The organism is Micromonospora sp. LOL_015, assembly GCF_048060275.1.
Taxonomy (GTDB): domain Bacteria; phylum Actinomycetota; class Actinomycetes; order Mycobacteriales; family Micromonosporaceae; genus Micromonospora_E.
The window spans coordinates 78,616-100,637 of record NZ_JBHMIO010000019.1 but is presented as its reverse complement, the minus strand read 5'-3'; the positions used below and the strand labels follow the sequence as shown (position 1 = coordinate 100,637).

At 69.6% G+C, this 22,022-nt stretch carries 28 protein-coding genes and 3 pseudogenes; 12 read left to right on the top strand and 19 right to left on the bottom strand.

All coding sequences use genetic code 11. From position 1 onward, the window contains the following. Positions 1–45 precede the first annotated feature (45 nt). The 3 genes from ACFHWU_RS17125 to rnhA (ACFHWU_RS17115) all read right to left on the bottom strand — a co-directional run bounded on the left by ACFHWU_RS17125 (position 46) and on the right by rnhA (ACFHWU_RS17115) (position 3,776). Positions 46–1,146: a hypothetical protein gene (locus ACFHWU_RS17125; RefSeq protein WP_416591020.1), complete on the bottom strand. Its 1,101-nt coding sequence runs from the start codon at positions 1,144–1,146 to the stop codon at positions 46–48. Positions 1,147–1,808: 662 nt separating this feature from the next. After that, the gene (locus ACFHWU_RS17120) at positions 1,809–3,116 is read right to left on the bottom strand and encodes a CehA/McbA family metallohydrolase (RefSeq protein ID WP_416555270.1); all 1,308 of its coding nucleotides are present in this window, start codon (positions 3,114–3,116) and stop codon (positions 1,809–1,811) included. Positions 3,117–3,272: 156 nt separating this feature from the next. Beyond that, on the bottom strand, positions 3,273–3,776 hold the full coding sequence (rnhA, locus tag ACFHWU_RS17115; protein WP_416555268.1) for a ribonuclease HI: 504 nt from the start codon (positions 3,774–3,776) through the stop codon (positions 3,273–3,275). 106 nt (positions 3,777–3,882) lie between these two features. On the opposite strand from rnhA (ACFHWU_RS17115), the gene ACFHWU_RS17110 reads away from it, so the two are divergent. Both ACFHWU_RS17110 and ACFHWU_RS17105 read left to right on the top strand, forming a co-directional pair. After that, the gene (locus ACFHWU_RS17110; RefSeq protein WP_416591019.1) at positions 3,883–4,524 is read left to right on the top strand and encodes an SIMPL domain-containing protein; all 642 of its coding nucleotides are present in this window, start codon (positions 3,883–3,885) and stop codon (positions 4,522–4,524) included. 91 nt (positions 4,525–4,615) lie between these two features. Continuing rightward, complete coding sequence (locus ACFHWU_RS17105; protein ID WP_416591018.1) at positions 4,616–5,182, top strand: hypothetical protein; 567 nt, start codon at positions 4,616–4,618, stop codon at positions 5,180–5,182. On the opposite strand, the gene ACFHWU_RS17100 is transcribed toward ACFHWU_RS17105, so the two are convergent. Both ACFHWU_RS17100 and rnhA (ACFHWU_RS17095) read right to left on the bottom strand, forming a co-directional pair. Beyond that, positions 5,138–6,253 carry a helix-turn-helix transcriptional regulator gene (locus ACFHWU_RS17100; protein WP_416555262.1) on the bottom strand — a complete coding sequence of 372 codons (1,116 nt, stop codon included), beginning with the start codon at positions 6,251–6,253 and terminating at the stop codon, positions 5,138–5,140. The two genes, ACFHWU_RS17105 and ACFHWU_RS17100, sit on opposite strands and share 45 nt — an antisense overlap. 203 nt (positions 6,254–6,456) lie before the next feature. Continuing rightward, positions 6,457–6,579: pseudogene (rnhA, locus tag ACFHWU_RS17095) on the bottom strand (ribonuclease HI); the annotation flags it as partial. Positions 6,580–6,722: 143 nt separating this feature from the next. Between rnhA (ACFHWU_RS17095) and ACFHWU_RS17090 the strand changes: the two are divergent. Together ACFHWU_RS17090 and ACFHWU_RS17085 are read left to right on the top strand one after the other, a co-directional pair. Next, positions 6,723–6,944, top strand: a pseudogene (locus tag ACFHWU_RS17090) (alpha/beta hydrolase); the annotation flags it as partial. A 44-nt stretch (positions 6,945–6,988) separates the two neighbouring features. Then, positions 6,989–7,486 carry a YcxB family protein gene (locus ACFHWU_RS17085; RefSeq protein ID WP_416555260.1) on the top strand — a complete coding sequence of 166 codons (498 nt, stop codon included), beginning with the start codon at positions 6,989–6,991 and terminating at the stop codon, positions 7,484–7,486. Here the strand turns inward: ACFHWU_RS17085 and ACFHWU_RS17080 are convergent. Further along, positions 7,458–8,441: a helix-turn-helix transcriptional regulator gene (locus ACFHWU_RS17080; RefSeq protein ID WP_416591017.1), complete on the bottom strand. Its 984-nt coding sequence runs from the start codon at positions 8,439–8,441 to the stop codon at positions 7,458–7,460. The two genes, ACFHWU_RS17085 and ACFHWU_RS17080, sit on opposite strands and share 29 nt — an antisense overlap. 63 nt (positions 8,442–8,504) lie before the next feature. Here ACFHWU_RS17080 and ACFHWU_RS17075 point away from each other — a divergent pair, with 63 nt between their 5' ends. Then, positions 8,505–9,446, top strand: a complete 942-nt coding sequence (locus ACFHWU_RS17075) for an alpha/beta fold hydrolase (protein WP_416591016.1) — start codon at positions 8,505–8,507, stop codon at positions 9,444–9,446. A gap of 65 nt (positions 9,447–9,511) precedes the next feature. After that, complete coding sequence (locus tag ACFHWU_RS17070; protein WP_416591015.1) at positions 9,512–10,663, top strand: hypothetical protein; 1,152 nt, start codon at positions 9,512–9,514, stop codon at positions 10,661–10,663. A 67-nt stretch (positions 10,664–10,730) separates the two neighbouring features. Here ACFHWU_RS17070 and ACFHWU_RS17065 read toward each other — a convergent pair whose 3' ends face one another. Beyond that, positions 10,731–11,675 (bottom strand): NAD-dependent epimerase/dehydratase family protein, encoded by a 945-nt coding sequence (locus ACFHWU_RS17065; RefSeq protein ID WP_416591014.1) that lies wholly within the window; start codon positions 11,673–11,675, stop codon positions 10,731–10,733. 69 nt (positions 11,676–11,744) lie between these two features. Here ACFHWU_RS17065 and ACFHWU_RS17060 point away from each other — a divergent pair, with 69 nt between their 5' ends. Beyond that, a complete protein-coding gene (locus tag ACFHWU_RS17060; RefSeq protein WP_281553203.1) occupies positions 11,745–12,182 on the top strand; it encodes a MarR family winged helix-turn-helix transcriptional regulator in 438 nt (145 codons plus the stop codon). Here ACFHWU_RS17060 and coaD read toward each other — a convergent pair. From coaD to ACFHWU_RS17045, 3 genes are all read right to left on the bottom strand, one after another. After that, complete coding sequence (gene coaD, locus ACFHWU_RS17055) at positions 12,124–12,633, bottom strand: pantetheine-phosphate adenylyltransferase (protein WP_416555250.1); 510 nt, start codon at positions 12,631–12,633, stop codon at positions 12,124–12,126. The genes ACFHWU_RS17060 and coaD overlap by 59 nt on opposite strands. Before the next feature lie 5 nt (positions 12,634–12,638). Further along, positions 12,639–13,223 carry an HD domain-containing protein gene (locus ACFHWU_RS17050; protein ID WP_416555248.1) on the bottom strand — a complete coding sequence of 195 codons (585 nt, stop codon included), beginning with the start codon at positions 13,221–13,223 and terminating at the stop codon, positions 12,639–12,641. Positions 13,224–13,692: 469 nt separating this feature from the next. Continuing rightward, positions 13,693–14,820, bottom strand: coding sequence for a helix-turn-helix domain-containing protein (locus ACFHWU_RS17045; protein WP_416591023.1), 1,128 nt, complete (start codon positions 14,818–14,820; stop codon positions 13,693–13,695). A gap of 126 nt (positions 14,821–14,946) precedes the next feature. Between ACFHWU_RS17045 and ACFHWU_RS17040 the strand changes: the two genes are divergently transcribed. Continuing rightward, the gene (locus ACFHWU_RS17040; RefSeq protein ID WP_281553199.1) at positions 14,947–15,192 is read left to right on the top strand and encodes a toxin HicA; all 246 of its coding nucleotides are present in this window, start codon (positions 14,947–14,949) and stop codon (positions 15,190–15,192) included. After that, positions 15,192–15,536, top strand: a complete 345-nt coding sequence (locus ACFHWU_RS17035) for a type II toxin-antitoxin system HicB family antitoxin (RefSeq protein WP_416555244.1) — start codon at positions 15,192–15,194, stop codon at positions 15,534–15,536. Before ACFHWU_RS17040 ends, ACFHWU_RS17035 begins: the two co-directional genes overlap by 1 nt. 93 nt (positions 15,537–15,629) lie before the next feature. Here the strand turns inward: ACFHWU_RS17035 and ACFHWU_RS17030 are convergent. Continuing rightward, positions 15,630–15,734: pseudogene (locus ACFHWU_RS17030) on the bottom strand (transposase); the annotation flags it as partial. A 68-nt stretch (positions 15,735–15,802) separates the two neighbouring features. Here ACFHWU_RS17030 and ACFHWU_RS17025 point away from each other — a divergent pair. Then, positions 15,803–16,174 (top strand): hypothetical protein, encoded by a 372-nt coding sequence (locus tag ACFHWU_RS17025; protein ID WP_416555458.1) that lies wholly within the window; start codon positions 15,803–15,805, stop codon positions 16,172–16,174. Between the two features lie 236 nt (positions 16,175–16,410). On the opposite strand, the gene ACFHWU_RS17020 is transcribed toward ACFHWU_RS17025, so the two are convergent. Continuing rightward, a complete protein-coding gene (locus ACFHWU_RS17020) occupies positions 16,411–16,962 on the bottom strand; it encodes an SMI1/KNR4 family protein (protein ID WP_416591013.1) in 552 nt (183 codons plus the stop codon). Between the two features lie 52 nt (positions 16,963–17,014). After that, on the bottom strand, positions 17,015–17,290 hold the full coding sequence (locus ACFHWU_RS17015; RefSeq protein ID WP_416568187.1) for a hypothetical protein: 276 nt from the start codon (positions 17,288–17,290) through the stop codon (positions 17,015–17,017). A 267-nt stretch (positions 17,291–17,557) separates the two neighbouring features. Here ACFHWU_RS17015 and ACFHWU_RS17010 point away from each other — a divergent pair, with 267 nt between their 5' ends. Further along, the gene (locus ACFHWU_RS17010) at positions 17,558–17,752 is read left to right on the top strand and encodes a Clp protease N-terminal domain-containing protein (protein WP_416555442.1); all 195 of its coding nucleotides are present in this window, start codon (positions 17,558–17,560) and stop codon (positions 17,750–17,752) included. A gap of 97 nt (positions 17,753–17,849) precedes the next feature. Here ACFHWU_RS17010 and ACFHWU_RS17005 read toward each other — a convergent pair whose 3' ends face one another. Then, on the bottom strand, positions 17,850–18,182 hold the full coding sequence (locus ACFHWU_RS17005; protein WP_416555238.1) for a hypothetical protein: 333 nt from the start codon (positions 18,180–18,182) through the stop codon (positions 17,850–17,852). A 380-nt stretch (positions 18,183–18,562) separates the two neighbouring features. On the opposite strand from ACFHWU_RS17005, the gene ACFHWU_RS17000 reads away from it, so the two are divergent. Further along, complete coding sequence (locus tag ACFHWU_RS17000) at positions 18,563–18,997, top strand: NUDIX domain-containing protein (RefSeq protein ID WP_416555440.1); 435 nt, start codon at positions 18,563–18,565, stop codon at positions 18,995–18,997. Between the two features lie 47 nt (positions 18,998–19,044). On the opposite strand, the gene ACFHWU_RS16995 is transcribed toward ACFHWU_RS17000, so the two are convergent. The 5 genes from ACFHWU_RS16995 to ACFHWU_RS16975 form a co-directional block, all read right to left on the bottom strand. Further along, positions 19,045–19,782: a hypothetical protein gene (locus tag ACFHWU_RS16995; protein WP_416555236.1), complete on the bottom strand. Its 738-nt coding sequence runs from the start codon at positions 19,780–19,782 to the stop codon at positions 19,045–19,047. A 189-nt stretch (positions 19,783–19,971) separates the two neighbouring features. After that, positions 19,972–20,700, bottom strand: a complete 729-nt coding sequence (locus ACFHWU_RS16990) for a GOLPH3/VPS74 family protein (protein ID WP_416591012.1) — start codon at positions 20,698–20,700, stop codon at positions 19,972–19,974. Further along, positions 20,697–20,990 (bottom strand): flavin reductase, encoded by a 294-nt coding sequence (locus ACFHWU_RS16985; protein WP_416591011.1) that lies wholly within the window; start codon positions 20,988–20,990, stop codon positions 20,697–20,699. The genes ACFHWU_RS16990 and ACFHWU_RS16985 overlap by 4 nt, the downstream gene beginning before the upstream one ends. Next, entirely contained in the window at positions 20,954–21,211 is a 258-nt protein-coding gene (locus ACFHWU_RS16980; RefSeq protein WP_416591010.1) for a hypothetical protein, read from the bottom strand. Before ACFHWU_RS16980 ends, ACFHWU_RS16985 begins: the two co-directional genes overlap by 37 nt. A gap of 64 nt (positions 21,212–21,275) precedes the next feature. Then, a complete protein-coding gene (locus ACFHWU_RS16975; protein WP_416591009.1) occupies positions 21,276–21,689 on the bottom strand; it encodes a DivIVA domain-containing protein in 414 nt (137 codons plus the stop codon). Positions 21,690–22,022: the final 333 nt, after the last annotated feature.

The window sequence follows — 22,022 nt, the reverse complement described above, 5'->3', positions numbered from 1 at the left end:
TGCTGTCCGCGGGCAGGGACTCAACTGTCCGTCAACAAGGATTTTTCAGTGTCCGCTAGCAACGAGCCCACCCGCAGCGAGCCAGGGCAGCAGCCGAGGATCCGCCCAACCGCCGCGCACCACCGCCATGTTGACTCCCAGCAGTACGACCGAGCCGGCAAGCGTCGGTCGCAGTGGTCGGCCTCGGTAGGCGGCGGCGCACAACAGGCACAGTGCGGCACACACGATGCCGCACAGTTGCAACTCGTGCATCCACACCCGCCCCTCCTGGGTCGACCACCCCTGCCAGCCGGCGGGCTCCGAGGACGGCCATGAGCCGTCCGGCAGAGGGCCCGTCCAGGAGTTCTGTACCCCGATGTTGGGGGTCAGGTAGGCCAAGGTGACCGCCCAGGCCAGGACCGAGTAGACCGCACCGGCGAGGGCGGTGCGGTGCCACCACGGGCCACGTGCGACAGCCGGGGTCTGGCCGGTCAAACCTGCGCCGGTCAAACCTGCGCCGGTCACGGTCGGGCTGGTCCGTTCGGACCCACGCTGACCGGGGATGCCCCGGCCGGGATCGGGTGCCGTCGACGTGCTGGTCGCGGCGGCCTCGATCGGCCGGGCGAGTCTGATCGCATGGGCCAGGGCAAGCACCATCGAGACGAGGGTCAGATTGGGCAGGATCGCCAGGGCGGCCTCTATCGGCAACGAGGTGTCGAAGGCGTCGTACGTCAACAGCAGGATCGGTTCGCGTACCAGATAGGTGAGCCACCACCAGGGCTGACCCGCCGCTTCGGCCGGTGTCTGGGGTGCCACCAGCACCATCGTGTAGGCGCTGACCAGCGTCAGGGCGGGAGCGGCCAGCACGGCCGAGCCGACGGCCGACACCAGACGCCTGCGGCGGGACAGCGCCGCGACGCCCGCCGCCACCGGCGGGAGCAGCACCGACAGACAAAGTGCCACGGCGACGGCGAACCAGGAGCCGTCCCAGACCCTGTTCGCGCTACGGGCCAGCACATCGAGGGTGAGCAGGCCGGCTGTCACGGGTAGGGTCGCCCACCCACAGCCTGCCGGGCTGACCGGCCGGCCGGCACGTCGTCGCAGCAGCCGCCGGGCCAGCAGCGTGCCGACGACTGCCGCGATAAGGATGTAAGCCACATAGCTCACGGCGAAGAAGGTAATGACCGAGGCCATCGGTGTACGCGCCACCGCGTCGATCAGCCAGGCCAGGTGAGGACACCGCCATCGCTGCCGTGACCAGCACGAACAGCGGCGCAAGGAACAGCCATCCCGCGTGTATCTGGGTGGGTGAGGGTCTGGGCAGCCGGGGCAGCGGTACCGGATCCGCGCCCGGCGGGCGGGCGAGCGCGAGACTGGCCGCGAAGCGGAGCTGCCGCCACTTCCGCGGCGCAGCGACAGCGCCTTCCCCATGGCCGAGGGCGTACAACTCGCCGGCCCACTCCCGGCTCATCTCCTTCGCGCAGGTGTGCCGGCCAACGCCGCGCCGCCGCAGCCAGCAGCCACTCGGCGATCCGCTGGGGCAAGGTGCTCACCACCCCGGCGCCGATGTGAAGGTGGCGGCGTCGGCGGCCCGAGTGCCACCGGCGCCGCGCGGGCGCAGTTTCGCCCGCAGGGCCGCGAGCTCGGCACGGGCCGCCACGACTGGGCTGACCGGTGGCCTGCATGAGCTCCAAGCCGTACCGGCCAGCCTGCGGATCGTCGAGGAGCACCGTCAACACCTGAGCCACACTGGTGGTGACCCGGACACGTTCGGGTCTATCCCTCAAACTGGTCCGGGTGTCCGCCGACGTTGCCTCCGCCACCTCTGCTCAGGGCTGCAGCCACCATGGACTGCTGTACGCCACCCCGAAGTCGTTGCACGGATGACCGGACGGGCCGGGCGTCGGGTTGGCCAGCTCCGGGTCGGAGACCCGCAGCACGACCCAGTCGCCGTCGGCGACGTCGAGCGGCACGGTGAAGTCGGCGACCGACCCGGAGACGGTGTCGACGACGTCAACGACGGTCGGCACCGAGGTCCCGGGGCGCAGCACCTGGATCCGCAGCGGCTTGCCGTCCCACACCGCACCCCGGTCCAGGTCCACCCGGAACCGGACGTCACCGGCGACCAGCCCGATGACCCCACCCATCCGTACGCCGTTGGCGGCCGCGTCCAGCCGCAGGCCGGACACCCGGGTGGCGAAGCAGCGGCGGGCCGCCATCGCCTCGAACACCGCCGCACGGGTGTTCTCGGCGACCCACAGACCGCTGCGGCCCTTGCCCTCGTGGAAGCCCCAGCTGGTCCCGTGCTCGTCGGTGACCCCGGTCAGACCCGGCCGCCAGCCGGCGTTGAGGCAGGCCACCAGCGGCGATGCCACCCAGGACGACCAGCCCTCGAACAGGTAGTCGTCGGTCCGGTTGAACATCTCCAGGCCGACGAGCTGCTGCCGCGCCGAGGCGTCGTACGAGAAGTTGTCGAACCGGCCGATCTCCCGCCCCGGGTGGTTGAAGCTGGCCAGGCCGCCGGGCCGACCGGCCAGCCACCGGTAGAGGCTGCCGGGGCTGCCGGCCCGCAGCAGGTCGGCGAAGTCCGAGGTGTTCCACACGTTGATGTGACCCTGCAACGGGTGCGACCACTCGAAGCCGCGGATCGCGGTGAACTGACCGGGGTCGTCGGCCGCGTTGGCGAGCGCACCGGTGGTCCGCCACTCCGACCGGCTGAGCCCGCTGATGGCGAACATCGTGGCGTGGTCGGTGAGCGCGGCGACGTCGAGTCCGGCCTCGCGCATCGAGGCGAACGCGTCGTCGGCGCTGCCGTCCCCGTCGGACATCACGGTGTGGTTGTGCAGGTCGGCGTGGACCAGGGTGGTCCCCTGGCTGATCCGCGACGCCCGGGAAGCGCCGGGCGCGGCCATCGCCGGCGCGCCGGCCGACGCCGCACCGGCTGTCATCGCGGTGCCGGCCCGCGCGGTGCCGGGAACGGCGGCGAGCATCAGCAGGCCGCCGGCGGCGGCCAGCATTGATCTGCGTCCGAGGCCGCCGGTCGGGTGCCCGGCAGGATCGATCTGGCCGTACGGAACCTGGTCCGCCTGGTGGTCGTCGGTCGGGTGATGGCAGTGGCGGGAATGTGATCGACTCATGCCAATCATTAAATCGATAGGAAGTCTTCCGGCACGCTACGCCGAACCGACCGGCGGGCGAACTCCAGGCGTCACCCCGCACGTCTCGGCGACGGCCTCGCCGGGAAAGGCGGGCTAGCCGCTGCTCGCCGAGGCCGGGTTCGGCACCGCTGAGTACTACCGCCGGGTACGGCGGCGCGGCTGCGGCACCGGCGGCAGCGCGACTCCCGCAGCCTCCAGCGAGTCCCGCTGACCGCGAGCGGCGAGGCGGTCGGCGCGTTCGTTCTCCACATGGCCGGCGTGGCCCTTCACCCAGTGCCAAACGACCTCGTCGTGGCGGGCGACGGCCGCGTCGAGCTCCCGCCACAGATCCTCGTTCTTGACCGGCTCGCCCGCCTTCGTACGCCAACCGTTGCGTTTCCAGTTCGCCATCCACGACAGGATGCCGTTTCGGACGTACGTGCTGTCCGTGTAGAGGTCGACGACGGACGGGCGGGTCAACGCGGCCAACGCCCGGATAGGGGCGGTGAGTTCCATCCGGTTGTTCGTCGTGGCACCGGCCTCACCACCGCACAGTTCCTTCTCGACCTCGCCGTAGCGCAGCAACGCACCCCAACCGCCCGGCCCCGGATTGCCGCTGCACGCACCGTCGGTCCAGATCTGCTCCCGCGTCGTCGCCACCCCCGTCACCCGGACAACCTACCGTGACCGGGTCAGGGCCCGCCCTGTGATCGCCGGTGCCGCACCGGTCGATGCCGTCGCGGAGCGTCCTTCTAGGATCTGGCAGATGCAACTGATTGAGCGACCCTGGGGTGTGACCGCGTTCGGCGCGGCAAGTGTAAAGGCCATGCCGAGCCTGGTCCGGGCCAGATTCCGGGTGGTACGGGTGGAGCAAACTCCCTCTGAGGCTTTCGCTACCGCAGCCGAAGCGGTACGCGCGGTGCGTCAGGTATTGCGGGAGCACGGCGTCGTCGACAGTGCGGTGGAGCGTTCCCGCCTGGATCTGAATAGTTCGTGGAGTGGCTACGGCCCGGAGCGGGTGTTTCTCGGCTACCAGTGTCAGGCGTCGTTCGCCATGGAGTCGGACCGGATGGACCTCGTCCAGCAGTTGCTCGACGACGTCGTAGCCGCCGGCGCAAACGAGATCGAGGCGGTGGACTTCGACGTCACGACCAAGGGCGAGATGCGCGCAGAGGCTCGACGCCAAGCGGTTGCCGCCGCCCGGCGCAAGGCCGAGCTGTACGCCGAAGCGGCCGGTGTCCGGCTCGGCGCGGTCGTGCACATCGACGACGTCGATCCGGAGAATGTGGGACACGAGCGGTACCGTGGGCACGGATCGGGCGGGCAGGCTTCCGCCCAGGATCTCGCGCCCGGGCACGTGGTGGTCTCCGCTGCGGTGATCCTCGGCTTCTCGATCACCCACGACTGAGAAAGTGGGCCGGCGGGTCCGCAGCCGGTGGCCGGCGCAATACGACGTTCGTCCCGTTGGCCCGTGCGCCGTCCGTCCCTACGGTGCGACCATGGTCAAATTCCGGTCCCGCCTCGCCTTCATAGCTGTCCTCTCGACGATCGCCCTGGCCGGGTGCACCGATTCGGGGTCCCCCGGCGAGCCCGCCGATACGACCGTCAGTAGTGACGACGGGACCACCGCGACCGCCGATGCGCAACCGGGGTCCGACGACCCGCCCGCCGACGGCGACGGCTACGAGCGATCCGACGAAGGCACCGGGGCGGTCACCGTCGACGGCACCATCCACCAGGACTTCGAGGGCGAGTGCGAGTTCATCAGGGATCTCGGTGTGCAACCTGTCGAGGATCCCTTCGCCGAGGACGTCCGGCTCCTTCTCGGCGTCGACAACTTCGACTCCGGCGACCCCGACGCCCAGTCGTTCACCGCCATCTCGAATCAGACGTTCCGGCACGTCAACCAGGAAAGCGGCTTCAAGAGCACCTTCGACTCGATCGAGATCGCCGGGCCGGTCACCCAGGGCGCGAGCGAGGACATCGCGCTGGTACGCCTGGTGGGCTCGACCAGTGCCGGCTCATCGGTCGAGATGGAGATCGTCTGCATCCTCGACAAGCCGTGACCGCTGGAAATCATCCGGCCCGCCCGTAGGCCGGGGCCCGAGCAGGACCGCCACGAGAGCCGCCCGGGACTGTACGCCGACGACGCTGAACGTCGCCTCCAGGTGTTTGCGCACCGTGGAGGCGGTGATGCCCAGCGCCCGGCCGATCTGCACGTTGGTCGCGCCGGCAATGACCAGCCGGGCGATCTCGGCCTGCCGGCCGGTCAGGCCCAACTCCCGGCAGCGGCGGCGGCGTACGGCGTCCCGGTCGCGCAACATCAACGAGTACGGGCCGACCGCCGTCGTGGCGACCATCGCCTCGACCGGGCAGTCGGCGGTACCGAGATGGATCGGCCTGGTCATTCTGCCGACCTGCCAGCGCGCCCCGATGGTCTCGCGGAGCCGCCGCCAGAACCACGTCGAGGTGAGGTCGGCTCCGACGCGCAGGTCGAGCCCGACCCGGTCACCGATCGCCTCCGCCTCCACGCTCGTGGTCAACACCGTGCCGCCCTCGGCGAGCCGGACCACGGTCCACCCGTCCGCTGCCAGGACGACGTCGTTGGCGCGGGCCCGTCCCGACCCACTGACCAGCCGGTACAGGTTGATCAGGTGCGGGCGCAGGTCGCACAGGACCTGATACTCGTCGGCGCTGAACGGCGAGCCGTCACGGTTGACCGTGAAGCCGGTCACCAGCCCGGGTTGGTTGAGGACGCCCAGTGCGGCCTGACTCTCGATGCCGTTCGCGGCGTAGAACTCCTGGAACAGAGCGGTCTGGCGAAATGCGTCTTTCGGGTCGACGTCCGCCCAGGACGCCACTGAGCCGCCGCCGGCAATGTGTGCGACCAGCGGGTTCTGTCGTGCGATGCGGCCGAGCGGTGCGGCGTACCGCTCGAACCACTCGATACCCGGGTACGGCCACAGGTATCCGGATACCACCTCGGTCCTGAGGTTGACCTCCGTGTACGACACGCTGACACAGGGCATGAGGCGGAAAAGCTCGCGACAGCCAGCCTCCGCGAACTCGCCAAGGTCGCGGGACCGGCTGACCGCCTCGACCACCGTCAGGAGGGCACCCGACCCGACGGTGGTCATCGCCGTACCACCGGCACCCGGTCGGTGTCGGGGAGGTGGGACGGTCGGAGGCAACCAGCAACGCTCATCCGCACAGTGTGCCCGACCGCTGCACCTCGACACCTTGGCGATACACCCTAACCATGATCAAATACCACATCTCAGGCGCAGTCGTGGACCGTCAACTGCGGCGTGGCGCGGCGCTTCGACGCGGCTGCGGCACCGGCCTCGCCACCGCACGGCTCCTTCTCGATCTCGCCGTAGCGCAGCAACGCACCCCAACCGCCCGGCCCCGGATTGCCGCCGCACGCGCCCGGGAGGCACTGGCCGAAGCGGTCTACCGCCAGAAGGTCGCCACGCTGTGCCGGCGCGCCCGCGAACTGCAGGCCACGCTGCCCGCAGCGGAAACACTGGCGACCGGTGGCGCCGGGCCGTTCCCGCCGGATTTCGGGCGTCCGAACGGCGCGGGCGGTCGTGCTCGGTCCGGTGCGCACGAGGTGTCGTACGGCTGACCGACGAGCGGCGGTTCGACGTACCGGTCGTGCTGGTGTGCCCGGAGTTCACGCCGGCCCATGCGCAGGAGATGATCACCGCCGGGCAGGTCCCCGAGCTGGCCCGGGCCAAGGACCTCGACCTGGTCGACATCGACTCCGGGCACTGGCCGATGCTCACCCGACCCGCCGAGCTCGCCCGGATCCTCGCCGATGTCTAGCTGCGGACAGCGGCGTTGGCGGGTACGGGCACTATCGTGCTGGGGTGCGCATCCGTTTCGACGTCCCGGCCGATCCCGACTACCCGGGCAGGGCGGCCGCCGCGCTCAGCCGGGTGCGGCTGGCCAAGTACGGCTACATCGGCGCGATCCTGGCGGTGACCGGGGTGGCCGCTTTCGTCGCCGCGCGGGAGTACGGCTGGGGCGAGCAGTTCTCGCTGCTGTGGATGTCGCTGGTCACCGCCGGCGTGCTGTCGATGCTGTACGGGCCGTGGGTGCGCTCACGCGCCCGGCGCCGGTCCGGCGAGTACGCGGTCGACGGCGGCTACGACATCACCGACGACACCATCACGATGCGCAGCGGTACGGAGTTCGGCGACATCGCCTGGGACAGGGTCAGCAAGGTGCTCGACACTCCCGGCTTCTGGATCGTGTACGTGGGCCGGATGCCGGCGACCGTGATCCCCCGTGAGTTGATGTCCGCCGACGACGTCGAGACGTTACGGGACTTCATGGTCAGCCGCGGCCTGCTCCAGACCGGGTAACGGGGCCTCGGCCGTACCGCTCGACGAGCGCGGTGCCGATCGAGGCCAGCTGGTCCCGCACACCGGCGGGGCCGGCGACCTCGAGCCATTCGACCAGCCAGGCGAGCTCGCCAGCAAGCGTGTACTCGCTGTAGCCACGGATCACCACCTCGACGCGGCCGTCGGTCGTGGGGCCACACACCTCGAGCCGGTCGCCGAGAGCCATCCGGAGCGTGCCGATCCTGTCGGGCGCGCAGACCGCCTGGATCTCGACGGGCATCCGTCTGCGGTCGACCTCGTCGGCGATCTCCCGCCAGCTTTCGGCGAGGTCGAAGTCCGCCGGCCGGTGCACGGCATCGTCGGTCGGCTCGACGGCCGACACCCGGTCGATCCGGAAGGTCCGCCGGCCGGCCTCGGTGGCGGCGACGAGGTACCACCACGGATCTTTGGCAACGACGCCCAGCGGGTGGACGGTCCGCTCGCTCACGCTGCCGGTGCTGTCGACGTAGCCGAGCCGCACCTGGACGCCCCGGATCACCGCGTCCTGGAGTTCGTCGAGGAAGCGTGGCGGCGGGCGGTCGGCCCGGCTGGTCCCCCACCGTTGCGGGTCCACGACGATCGACGACGCCGCTGCCTGCGCCTGGGCCCGGAAGGGCTCCGGCAGGGCCTGGACGAGCTTGCGCAGCGCTGCCTTGACCTCCGGTGTCGCGGCCGAGGCCGGGCCGGCGACCAGGAACAGGGCGCGGGCCTCGCCTGCGGTCAACCCGGACAGGTCGGTACGGGCACCGCCGACGAGGCGCCAGCCGCCGCCACGCCCCTGCGTGGCGTACACGGGCACCCCGGCCATGGCCAGGGCGTCGAGGTCGCGGCGGGCGGTGCGCTCGGAGACCTCCAGCTCCCGGGCGACCTCCGCCGCGGTCACCTGCTCGCGCTGCTGCAGCAGCAGGAGTACGGCCACCAGCCGGTCGGTTCGCATGCCGCCAAGATTGTCAGATAAACCGGTCATGAGGTGACCGGTTATGGTCGGCAGGATGGCGACATGAACTTTCCTGAGCCAAGTCTTGTCCCCGTCAACGGCGTGCAGCTCGAAGTCTTCGAGGCTGGCCGTCAGAACGCCGGTAAGCCGATCGTGCTCTGTCACGGCTGGCCGGAGCATGCCTTTTCGTGGCGCCATCAGATGCCGGCCCTGGCGGCGGCGGGCTACCACGTCATCGTCCCGAACCAGCGCGGCTACGGTAATTCGTCGCGCCCGACCGAGGTCACCGACTACGACATCGCGCACCTGTCGGGTGATCTCGTCGCGCTGCTCGATCACTACGGCTACAACGATGCCACCTTCGTCGGCCACGACTGGGGTGCGATGGTCGTCTGGGGGCTGACCCTGCTGCATCCGGACCGAGTCAACAAGGTGATCAACCTGAGTCTGCCGTACCAGGAGCGCGGCGAGACGCCCTGGATCGAGCTGATGGAAGCCGTACTCGGCGGCGACTTCTACTTCGTCCACTTCAACCGACAGCCAGGGGTTGCGGACGCCGTGTTCGACGAGAACACCTTCCGGTTCCTGCGCAACCTCTACCGGAAGAACCTGCCCCTGATGGAACCTCAGCCCGGCATGGCGTTCATCGAGCTGGCCAGGGCGGACACACCACTCGGCGAGCCGGTGATGAGCGACGACGAGCTGGCCGTCTTCGTCTCCGCCTTCGAGCCGACCGGGTTCACCGGCAGTATCAACTGGTACCGCAACCTCGACCGCAACTGGCACCTGCTGGCGGACGTCGACCCGATCATCCGACAGCCCACGCTCATGATCTACGGCGACCGGGACCTGATCGCGAAGTCCGACCGACTGGCAGAGTTCGTGCCCAACGTGGACGTGGTCACCCTGGACTGCGGTCACTGGATCCAGCAGGAGAAGCCGGAGGAAACGACCCGGGCAATCCTGACCTGGTTGGAACAGCAGGACGGCACCCGGGACAGGTAGACCCTGACGGCGTCCTGACGACCCAGGGTGGCCGTCGGCCCGAGGAGTAGATCTATCCTCCTTGGATGGAGAGTTCCGAGAGCAGATACCGTTGGGAGACCGCCAGCGCAGGGCAGATCCCGCCCGGCGCCGTTCCCCACGGCTACGAGGAGAACGGCGCGCTGCACGTCGGCAAGGTGCGGCCCGCTTTCGGCGCGGCCAACATCGGGTACGACAGGAACGAGTGCACGGTCGCGACGTGCGAGGTGCTGCTGGACCCGCAGCCGGCTCCTGCCCCGCGTGTCAGCGACCGCGCCGGGGTCCAGATGGAACCCACCTACGCCGACTTCGGCACCGACCCGGCACGCACCGGCAACGTCAGCATCACCGACATCGACCGGGCGAGGGACGCCGACGGTCACCTGGCCGTCGGGGCAGGCGGCTCGGTCGAGCTGGAGTTCGACGTACCCGACCCGGAGGTCGTCGGCGAGGCATGCGTCGCCGTCGTGGCGCTTGCGTCGATGCTCTCTGACTCGCCCGGATACGCCCCGCTCACCGTTCGCCTCAACGGCAGGCCACTGGCCGACCGGCTGCGGATCCCGAATGGTGGCGGGCTGCCGCAGCGGCTGATCTTCGCGGTCCCGGCTGAGGATCTGCTGGCCGGCCGCAACACGCTGCGGGTGGAGAGCGGTAACGACGCCGAGAGCATGCTGTGGCTGTACCGGGTGACGATCGACCCGATGCACGCGCACGACCAGGCCAGGTCGGCGCTCGAGAGCCAGCTGACCGCGGAACCGGTGCTGAGGTACGCCACCAGTCGGGGTGAGGTCACGATCTTCATCGACCGGGGCGAGCATTGCCTTCTCGAGCACGTGGCCTGGGCGGACGAGTCCGGCGCCGAGTACGCCGTCACCTTCGAGGCCCAGCAGGCTGCCTTCTACGGCTGGCGTCGCCAGCCGGGCAAGCGACCGAAGGAGTTCCGCGGCCAGCTCATCGAACGTAGTCCCGCCACCAGCGATGCCTCGCGATACGTGGCCCAGGAAGGCTGGGGTGGTGGCTGGTACCCCTCGCACGACCTCCTGCTCGCGGTGGGGGTGGGTGGTCGCCCGCTCACCCGGTTGGCCTGGCGCGACAGCCGGGGCGGAAACGGCACGATCGCCTTTGACGACGGCACGTTCCTGGGAATTCGCCAGCGGGTCGGAGCGGGCCCTGTCGGCTACCGGGGCCGAATGAGGTAGGAGCAACGCTGCCGGGCATCCCGGCCAGGCCGGACCACACCCCCTCACCCACACAGTCGGCCGGGAGTTACCGCTGGTTTCCCGCGCGCAGCCAGGCGATGTAGTCAGCGGCAGCCGCGGCGGTGTCGTACCGGGGGTTGAATCCGGTGTCCTCGTGCAGGCGGGTGATGTCGAGCCAGCTCACCGGGCGGCCTCCGCCCGAAGGAAGTTCGCACCGGAAGCCGGGGTCGACGGAGGCGATCGCGGTGACGACGTCGGCATTGCTCGTGGCACGACCAGAGGCGACGTTGTATGTCGAGTGGGTCAGCTTCTCGGCGAGCTGCAGCAACGCGAGTGCGCGACCGGTGTCCTTGACGTAGAGCAGGTCGAGAGCATCTTCGGCGTGCGGCGGTGCGAGGAGTCCGGACAGGTCGGGTTCGCTGCGCCGGGCTGCGGCATGAGCCAGGGAGGGCGCGGCGAAGAACGGGTCGGGCAGGTGTCCGCCGGGACCCCAGGTGCCGGAGATGCGGGCGTTGACGATGTCGACGTCTGTCACGTCCGAGAGGTGGCCGGCGAGGAGTTCGGTGATCTTCTTGAACGTCGGGATGGCGTGGCCGTGCCCCAAGGGGATCGGCACGTCCTCGGTCAGCGCGCCTTCAGAGGTGAAGCCGTAGACGCCGATGGTGCTGGCGGTGACGACGCGGCGCACACCCCAGGTCCGCGCGACGCGGACGATGTTGAGGAACGCCTCCAGGGCTCCTCCCGTCGCTCCGATCGGGTCGACGTCGGTCGCCGGCCAGGGCAGGGCGAGGGCGAGGTGCACGATTCCGGTGATCGGGTACCGACGGCCGACGGCGAGCAGCGCATCGAGGTCGGCGACGTCGGCCTGGACGACGTGGATGGGCAGGTCCGCCAGGTGTGGGAGGACCTGGGGGGTGCGGCGCTGGAGCAGGACGCACTCCTCGCCGGCCTCGGCGAGGGCGCGGACGGTGTGGGAGCCGATGAAACCGACCCCTCCGGTAACGATGATCATGACGAGCCTTTCGCAGTAAGTCTGATCGTCAGCAGTACTGACGATCAGACTATGCATAAGATGGGAGCCGTGTCCACTGAGCCGAGCGCCACCGCTGACCCGCACGAGGTCTTGGGGTACCTCCTCAAGCACGCGGCCCTGAAGCTCACCGCGTTGACCGACGCAGCGCTCGAGCCGCTGGGGATCGACAGCAAGGACTTCGGAGCGCTCCGGGTCCTGGCCCACCGGGAACCGACCTCGCAGCTGCAGGTGGCGCAGACCCTCGGTATCGACCGCACCACGATGGTCGCCTTGCTGGATGTGCTTGAGCGCAAGGGCATCATCACGCGACGACCGGACCCCACGGACCGGCGCAGGAATGTCGTTGAGCTCACCGAACAGGGGTTGCAGACCTACGACGCGGCACAGGTGGCGTACGGGAAGGCCGAGAGCGCGTTCCTGGCCGGGATCAGTCCGAGTGCAACAAGTCAGCTTCGCCGGACACTGCGGACCCTCGTGGAGAACTGACCCGACCCCCAGCGTCGTACGACGCACGGGCCGACTTCGCCGCATGCTGTGCTCGTGCGACGGTGGACGAGATGGCGGCCAGCTGCGGACGGGTCGGCAACCAGACGGTCCGGACACCGAGCCGCTCGTTCATCGCGGCGAGCTGGTGCTCGTAGTGGACGTCTGCAGCCGTACGCACGCCACGGACGATGACCGTGGCACCACGGCGCAGGCAGTAGGTGGCGGTCAGGCCGGCCCACGCGTCGACCTCGACGTTGCCCCAGTCCGCCGGGAGGGCGTCGCGCACGCGTACCGCCCTGGCCGTGGCCTCGGCGGTCGGTTGCTTGTCGGCGTTCACCGCCAGCAGCACGATGATCCGGTCGAACATCACCCGGGCACGGGCCACCAGGTCGCCGTGCCCCGGGGTGAACGGGTCGAACGTACCGGGATAGACCGCCAACGAACCGCGCACCGACGTCAGCCGTCCGTGATGGGGTAGCTGTTCTGGAAGGCGAGCCGCTGGTCAGCGTCCGCCGCGATGCCGTCAAGGTGATCGTCGAGGTTGACGAAGGCCTGCCAGGGTTCCTGCCCGGAGGCGGCAGCGAGACGGTCGACGACGAGTTGTTCGAGGTCGACGACCCGATTGGCTTTCCAGATCTTGTCGGCGAGGCTGACGAGCAGGTCTTCGCACTCGATGCCGGGCGACTGCCAACTGGCGTGCGTCGCGGCGAAGCGCGCCAGGTACGGACCGACGCCGGCGTCGAGCAGGATCTGTTGACCGGCCGGCTCGTGCCGCGAACCCGGCCCGGACAACTCCGCCACGTAAACGGTCTTGCCGATGTCGTGGGTGGCAGCGCCGAAGAGTACGGCGTCGCGATCGACGGCCAGGGCCGGGTAGTGGACGGCCAGCCAGCCCGTGAGCTGGGCGGCGACGTCGTATACGGCGCGCAGATGCGCGGCCAGCCGCGGCGGCGCGTCGAGCCTGAGCAGAAGGTCACCGACCGGAGCCGGCAGCGGCCGCAGCGGCGGATCATCCAGGGCATGGCGCAGCGTCAACGGCATATCTGCTCCATGGCGCTCGGCTGTTGGGTCCCGGCGAACAATCGTAGGGCGCAATCAACTGACCACGTGCCGCCGGTAGCGCGCAGCCCGCTGATCGGTCCGCCAGCACCAGGGGCGTTCGGGCAGTTCGACCTTGCGTCGTACGTTGGCCGGGCATCTGGTGTCCGAGGGGTACCGGACAACCTGGACCGATCGGGTGGTCCTGATCCCTGAGGGTGAAACCGGCTGACCGCGTGGATGCCCGCAAACCTGCGCCTGACCTGGGCGGAGGTCGCGGAGCCGGAAACGATCGAGGCCCAACTCTGTCCGGAGCGTGCACCCGCCGCTCAACGTTCGCGGAGTCGACCCCGGGCACCTCCAGGCGGCTGTGGTCGCAGCCCGGAGCTCGTACAACCCCAGCAGCCGCTTCGGATGCTCCGTTGTGGTGACGCCTACGCACGTCAAAATTGCCCCGTGAGGTGTCTGAGCGTCACCTCGACGCGCGTCTGCCGTCAGCAGCGCTTCGATGGGCATCTGGTGCGGGGGTGGGCAGGTCGTCGAGGGTCACGGTGCCGTGCAGCAGCTCGACGACCCGATCGGCGCTGATCACGCGACGCCGGTAGGCACGCATCGCCGCCTGCGCGTACGCCGGGGCGAGCGCCGGCGACCGAAGCTCCTGCGCGAACCGCGCGCCCCGGACCTCAAGGTAGTCGCCGGCCGTCGGCCGCTGCACCTGCAGCAGCTCGAACTCGGCCCGGGAGATCAGCTCCAAGGTGTACGCGTGGGAGACAACCGCCGACCAGCTCACCCGGTACTCGGCCGCCAGGACGATCAGCCGTTGCCGAGGGTGGTCCCACTCGCCCGACAGCTCGGCCCAGCGGGCCCTGACCGACGTTCGTGGCATCAGGAAGTGGATCGCGAAGGCGTCGATCAGCGCTTCGCGGTCGGACCGACCGGAGCCGCCACCGACATCCGCTGTGTACTCGTCGGCGAGCAGGTGGTGACCGAGCTCGTGCGCGAGATTCACCGGCCGCTGACCGGCGATCGCGGCACCGTTGACCAGCGCCACGCCCACCTGACCGGTCCGCAGATAGCCGCAGTCGATCACCCCCGGACCCAGGTCGAGCGAGAACGCGAGCAGGCCCAGCCGTTCGACCATCGCCTGCAGGTCGACCAAGGGGCCGTCCCCACAGCCGAGCAGGGCGCGCGCTTCGGCCGCGCCGGCTTCCGCTTCGGCGAGTGTGGTGACGCCCGATTGCAGGCCTGTGGCCGCCAGCGTCAGTGCTCCGACGTCGGACAGCAGCTCGACGTCGCGGCTGACCTGGTCCAGCGCGTCTTCCAGTCGCTGCACGTCATGGTCGGCCGAGATCCCGGCCCGCCGGCTGGCGAGGGTTTCCGCCGGGGCGGTGAGAAACCATTCGACGGTACGGCCGAGCAGCTCGGCGATCCGCGCCAGCTCAAGCGCGTCCAGTTGACGTTGGCCGAGCTCGACACGGGTCAACGCCGAGCGATGGACGCCAAGTCGTTCGGCCAGCTCGCGCTGGCTGAACCCGGCCAGCTCGCGGGCGGCGGCCACCCGGCCACCCACCTCCACCCAGCTTCGCAACGGCGCACGCATCACAGCCCCAATCTTGCCTCGCCGGTGTGAAAATCACACCGCTGAAGGATAGATCGGCAAGATCTAGTGCGCCTTCCATGCCCCGACAGGTTGCAGCTGTAGTACCACCGGCGGTACCATCAAGCCATGCCGTCCGTAGAGAAGCTCGTCGAAGCGATGCGAAGAAGCCAGCAAAACATCGCCTACAACGACCTCTACCGGGTGTGCGAGCACTACTTCGGGAAGCCGCGACAAGACAGCAGCTCCCATGCGGTGTTCAAGATGCCCTGGCCAGGCGATCCGCGAGTCAACATCCAGAACGACAAAGGCAAGGCCAAGGCGTATCAGGTGCGGCAGGTGCTCAAGGCGATCGAGAAGAAGGAGGTGCTGTGATGCAGTCCGCTGACCGGCCCGAGGTGTCTCACTTCACCTACCGCGTTACGTGGTCGGCCGAGGACGGCGAGTTTCTCGCTACCTGCGCCGAGTTCCCATCCCTCTCGTGGCTGGCATCCTCCCAGATCAAGGCTCTCCAGGGACTTCAGGATCTACTGCGTGAGGTGCTCGCCGACATGGAGGAGCAGGGCGAACAGGTGCCGCAGCCGTTCGCTGACCGCAGCTACTCAGGCAAGTTCAACCTCCGCGTCGGTGAGAGCCTGCACCGCGAACTCGCTATCCGCGCAGCTGAGGACGGCATGAGCCTCAACCAGTACGTCTTGCGAAAGCTCAACGCTGCCTGAACATAGAGCTACCGGAATGCGGGCCAGTGCTCCGGCCTTCAGGCCGGGGGGGTAGGCCCGCGCTGGGAGGGCCGCCAGGGCCCGAGCAGTGCCCTAACCTGGCCGGTTCTGCCGCTCGATGTACTGCTTCACGATGCTCGGTGGCGCGCCGCCGACGGAGCCGGCGAAGTACGAGCCCGACCAGAGAGCTTGTTGGCCCGGTGGTAGTGGCGTGCGAGGTCGGGGAACTCCTGCCGCGGGCTCTGGCAGCCAGCCCGTACTCGTTCGTGCGCCAAGCGGTCGCCGACCATCCGCTCGCCGACGCACGAACCCTGTCTACCTTGCCGACAGACGACCTCGACCGATGGGATCGCAACCGCCTGATCGCCACGATCGCCCGGCACCCGAACGCCGACCGGACAGTGCTGCTCGGCGTACTGGCGCAAAGGCTGATGATGCTGCGGCTGCCTGACGTCAGGCCGTATGCCTGCGCACTCGCCCTCGCGGAGCGTCCCGAGCTTGAACCCTTCGAGGTGTCAGCCCTCAACGATCAGCCTGGCGCCTCCCGCCGGATGCGCCACGGTGTGCGTCGTCGCCTGGCCATTCGTCCACCAGCCCACCGGTCGTTGTCGTCGCCGGACTACGCCGATCGATCATGATCAGGCTCCTGCCTACTGCCGGCGCGCGTGCTCACGTGCCGGCGGGTAGCCGGGCTGGTCTGGCATCCAAATGTGTCGTCGAGGTGAGGCTGACGCACGTCAAAATCGTGAGGTGAGGTATCTGAGCCTCACCTCGATGAAGTCCCCGCCGCCTCAACACCCGTGTCCGCCGCCCGCAGTACGGGCGACGAGCTCTGTCGTCACTTATTCGGGCGATCCCATGACGTCCGCTTCTCTCAGCACTCGTCGTCGTACTCGCTCTCGGGCCGCAACACCAGCAGGAAGGACACGAAATCTGGGGCGAGCACGGTCACCTGGTAGTCCCACTCTTGATCTACATGGACCACCTGCGGCTCGCCGTCCGGGCCGCAGTCCCGGTAGTCGAACGCGATCATGTCGTGCCCAGCAGAGGGGCAGGTCGCGAAGTACACGCCGATCGGCGGATAGGCCCATTCCTCGATCCAGAACCGACTGCCGGCTTCACCTGCCAGCGAGTATCGCTTCTTCCTCCCGATCCCCATGATGCCGTCCACGGCGACGTGATCCTGCGCCCATGTGGTCCGGCTCGGCGCAGGGCAGCACGGGTCACGCGGTATCCCGCCGTTGTGCGACCTCATCAGCGTCAGGTACGACGTCGGCAGACGGAAGCCCAGTTCGGCCTGCACCGACGCGATCAGAGCGTCCGACGGCGGCGCGTCGACGTAGGTGTCAAGCGCGTACTCGCTGTCGTCCCAGAACGAGGCCACAGCAAGGCCAGGATAGGCGTGCTGAACGGATTCATGGAACATAGTGCTCCTTGCGACCGGTGACGATTGCCGTGCCGTACCTGTCAGCTGGCCATCATGGGCTGCTGGTTCGCAGCGACGCTTCGATGGGCATCGGGTGCGGGGAGGGCAGGTCGTCGAGGGTCACGGTCCGGTGCAGCAGCTCGACGACCCGGTCCGCGCTGATCACGCCGCGCCGGTAGGCGCGCATCGCCGCCTGCGCGTACGCCGGGGCGAGCGCCGACGGCTGAAGCTCCTGCACGAACCGCACGCCACGGACCTCAAGGTAGTCGCCGGCCGTCGGCCGCTGCACCTGCGGCAGGTCGAACCCGGCCCGGGAGATCAGCTCCAAGGTGTACGCGTGGGAACGGCCGCCGACCAGCTCACGCGGTATTCGGCGGCCAGGATCGACTGGATCGAGGCCTGCTCCATCGCAAGCCGTCAGATCGGGCCAGTCGCCTCCATAGACGCCGTGCCGCCACTCTCGCCTTTCCGACTCGCCTCGACGGGGGCGTCGTGGAGCGGGATGCCGCCCTACAGGCAATCCGGCTCGGCCGCGCGCGCACCGGCACCGTCGAGGTGTTGTTGAGCATCCTGGAGCTGGACGAGCAGCTACACGCTGCCGGCGTGGACCTGCCGGAGCCGGTCGCCGAGCACAACACCGCCGGTCAGATCCGGTCACCCGTTCGCCGGCACGACACACCTGCTGGCGGGCATCCTGCGGGACCGCGACGGCCCAGCCGCTCGACTACTGCGCGGCCTCGGTGCCGACCCCGAGGCCATCTTCGAGCAGACATCCGTACGGCCAGATTGACGAACCGCGCAGCACACCGCTCCCGTGGCGGATGCGTTGGCTACCCGTTCTCTTGGCTGAGCTGGAGACAGGAACGGCTTCCGGGGACAGCCCAGGGTCACAGAAACCTGACGCCGGCTCTCGTGATGTGCGCCGCGAGAACCCTGTGTCCTCCATCGTCGCGCCAAGCTTCGGCGCGCCCACTCTCTCGCAGCAGTTCGTCACCTGCCACAAGGGTGCCGTGATCCCATTCGGCTGGCCAGCCGTCGAATCTGCGCACCTCGACGAGGCCTCGGGCCACCAACGAGACCAGGCCCGGCCCGAGGATTTCAGCGAACCAACTCGCTGACTCGGCCTCGTCCCAGCCGAGTTCCCACAGGGGAAGCGGCGAATCCTCCAGGGGGCAGAGGACCAGCTCTTCTGCGCGGTCCAGACCTTTGTCACCGTCCATCGAGTCCCTCCTCGGTGAGATCCGGTGCTCCCCACGCTTGAGCTGGATCAACCGCGATCCACTCATACCGGCGGGGCGTACTGGCTCCAGTGCGCAGCAACTCTTCGACGCGCTCGGAGATGTCGTCGTGCCCGCTCCGACCGGCCGCACGGGCAGCAAGCGTCCGCTGGCCAGACGGGCCAAGCTCTGCCGAGGAGCGCAACGCTACACGGACGTCGGCGACGGTCAGGCCCGGTAGATCCTCCACGAGGTCAGCCTCGCTCACTTCCTCAGCGACCATTCCAACGGCATGGCAGCACCGTATCCGGCCGACCGGCAGCTCCACGGGATCGACGCCACCCTTCGGCGTGCAGCAGTAGGCTGCTCGAGTGGCCGTACGAGTGGATGCTCGGATTGCCGGCGTGATCCTGGTCGATCCGGCAGGTCGGTTGTTGTTACAGCTCCGTGACGGCAATACCAGCGTCGACCCGTACCGCTGGTGCTTGCCGGGCGGGAACGTCGATCCGGGCGAGGATCCACTGACGGCCGCTCACCGGGAGCTGATCGAGGAAACCGGCCTCTCCGTGCCGGAGCTGCGCCTGTTCTGGCGGGGCCTCGCCCCGTCGGCGAAGTTCCCCGGCGCGGTTGGCGAGTTCTCGATCTTCTACGCGCCAACCGACGCCACGGACGAGGATGTGGTCTGCGGGGAGGGTGCCGCGATGCGGTTCGTGGCCGGCACCGACGTGCGCACCTTGGAGTTCGGACGGGCGTACGGCGAGATCGTCCCGAGGTTCCTGGACTCTCCGCTGTACCGCGAGCTGATCACGGCAGGTTGACCGATGGCAGGCAGCCGGGTGGATCGCTGCCACGGTTGGGCCGTCCGTCAGGAGACGCGTGTTGCGTGGGGCGGCGCGAGCAGATCGTCGATCGCTGCGTAGAACTCCTCGAAGCTATCGATCCGGTCGAGCTTCCCCAGGTAGCGGCGAAACGCCTGGCTGAAGTGGTCGGCAAGCCGACCAATTTCCTCGACCGCCTCGGCAGCCTTCACTGTGAGTTTGCTGGTGAAGCCTAGATCGTGCGCCACCGTCAAGTCCACGAGAATGTCACCGGGCTGCAGGATGTCCGCCAGGTTCGGGCGGTCATCCTGGTTGAGGGCTGCGATCAGAGGCTCGGTCCGGTCTGGATCGGAGAGCGCGAAGAGCGTGAGCTCCGAGCTGGCATCGAACGAGACAGCCAGGTGCAGGTTGAGGAGATCGTCGAAGCTGTCGAGCGTGAACAACCCAGCAAACCCAGCGTGGTCGCGTTCCCACTGATCCGGCGGTGGCCGCATTGGGACGCAGGCTCGGCCAGGGACGAACCCGACGTCGGCCGCAGGCCACTCGGAGGACTCAGAGTCGACCTCGTACTCCCAGCGGACCAACTGCACCGCTCCCCGGACGATGCCGAGGAGCCGCGCTGCTTCATCCCGGTAGTAGGCGGGTATGGCGTACCGACTCCGGCCGGCGGTGAGCGCCCACGCGAACGCCCGCCAGACCGCGAGCGCTTCCCCGTCGTTGTTGTTGATCGCGTACCGACGCCACGGGTTCCGGTGCGGCTCCTCGGGATAGTCCTGCTCCCACAACCCCGTCCACGCCGGGCCAGGCAGCTCCGCCTCGGTCGGACGAGCGACGTAGACGTGCAGCCCGTCTCGGTACTCGTGATCGAACGTCAGGAACCGCTCCCGGTCAGCCATGGCGCCAGGATGCCAAACTCCTGCCGCCGAGCGTCGAGCCCGCTTGTCAAGGGGTAACGGAGGGAAGGCTGGGGATGGTCAGCGGCGGCGGCGGTGGGCGGCGCCGTCGAGGCGGTGGCGGGCGATGGTGAACAGTTCGGTGATCTCGGCCGGCAGCCGGGCGGCGGTCTCCCGGTGCAGATGCCGGCGGGCCGCCGCCGGCAGGCCGGTGAGCACGAAGTCGTCCAGCCCGGTCACCAGGCACAACCCGCCCAGCCGCGCTTCAAAAGCCGGCAGCGGTTCGCGGCGCTGTAGGCGTACGGACAGGCGGGCCCAGGCCCAGGCGGCCCGGTTCGTGTCCGTCGGCACCTGGACCACGGCGGTGGTCAGCAGCCGGCGACGTACCGTCCGGGGCCGGACCACACCCGCCGCGGTCAGCCGCCGCGCGACCTGCCCGTGGGCCCGCGGCGCCAACAACGCCAACCACGTCCCCACCCGCCGGTGTCGCGGCTCCGCGTCCAGCCAGCGCAGGATCCAGCCGCCGAGCGCGTCCACCGGCACGTGCCGGGCGGCCAGCCACAACCGGCCATCGTGCACCCGCAGCGCGCCCGCGTCGACCAGGTCGGCCAGCAGCGCGGCGGCCAGACCGTACCCGACCGGCCCGGCCGGCAGACGCGGCCGACCCGTCACATCATCGGCCGCCAACAGGAAGAACTCGTCCGCCAGCAGCGGCGACCGGACCCGTACCGCCGCAGCCGGCACCGGCACCCCACCACCGGAAGCTACAGCGGCGGCGGCCGTGGTGGCCTGGGTGCGGTAGACCGTCATGCCGGCTCCCGTCGCCGCGCCCAGGCGATGAACCGCGCGTACGTCTGCGCCGGGGTCAGGTCGGGCAGGTCGCGGGCGGCTTCGGCGGCGAGCTCGGCGACGTACATGCAGCGGCCGATCCGGTCGAAGCTCGCCAGCAGCTCGGCGCGGGCCGGTTCGCACGGCCACGGCCGGCGGCAGGCCCGGCACCGCCACGACGGACGCCACGCCACATGCCCCACCCCGGCCGCCACCGCCGGCACCACCCGCGCGGTCACCGGCCGGCCCGCCGCCGGGACCGGCCGGGCCACACCCAGGTCCGCCGCAGGGTGACGGTCCGCACCGGCTGCGGCGCCCACCGACGCCCGGCCGCCTCGACCTGCGCGGGCAGCAGCCCGCCGGTCGGGCATGCCGGGCAGGTCAGGGTACGGCCACAGCCGGGACACCAGCGGTGCCGATGCCGACACAAACTGAACCCGACCACCGCGCCGACCAGCACCGCGATCGCGGCGGCGAGCACCACATCCAGCATCAACGTACCCCTCTCCCTGCATCGTCCACTGTGTTTACCGCCCGGCGGGTCCGGGTCGACCGGATCAGGCCGGCATCCCGGCCTGGAACTGCCGCGACTGCCAGTCCCGCAACGCCTGCTTGATCCGCACGTTCTCGTCCCGGGTGACCGCCAACTCGGCCCGCACCGCCGTCAACTCGTCGGCGACCAGGTGCAGGAAGGCGCGTACCTCGGTCGGGTCGCAACCGCGCCGGGTGCGGACCGGGAACCGCCGGTCGCGGACCAGCCCGGGGCTGATCGACGGCCGCACCACACTGGCGCCGTAGTAGAGGTGGGTGGCGGCGTTTCCGCCGTGCCGGGCCGGCGGACGCGACCCGCCGCCAGCAGCGGCGGCGGGAGGCCGGGCGGCCGGCCGGGTCTGGTTGGCGAGGCTGGCGAGCAGCCGGGACTGCCGCCGAGTACGCCGAGGGAACAGGACAAGGTCGAGGAGTCTGCGCACGGGTGGGACCGCCCTTTCGAAGGTCACGGGATCGCCGCTACATCGCGGTTCGGTGGGGAAGGTGGGATGGGCGGCCCGACCCCGAACGGGGGCGCGGAGGTCGGGCCGCCCGCCCTGCGCACGCAGCCACAAACGGCAGTACGCCCACAGGGCCGCTGGTACGGACGTCTCGGCGGCTCACGTTCCGCCGAACGCCGACAATCGGGAGCACTCCTGGGTTGCGTGCAGTGGCCGACGGTGCCGCGTGCACCGGCCTGGCCGGGGCGTCGATGGGGTTCGCCGAGGTAGCGCCGATCGTCGAAGAAGCAGCTGAGCGCCGCTCCACGGGATCGA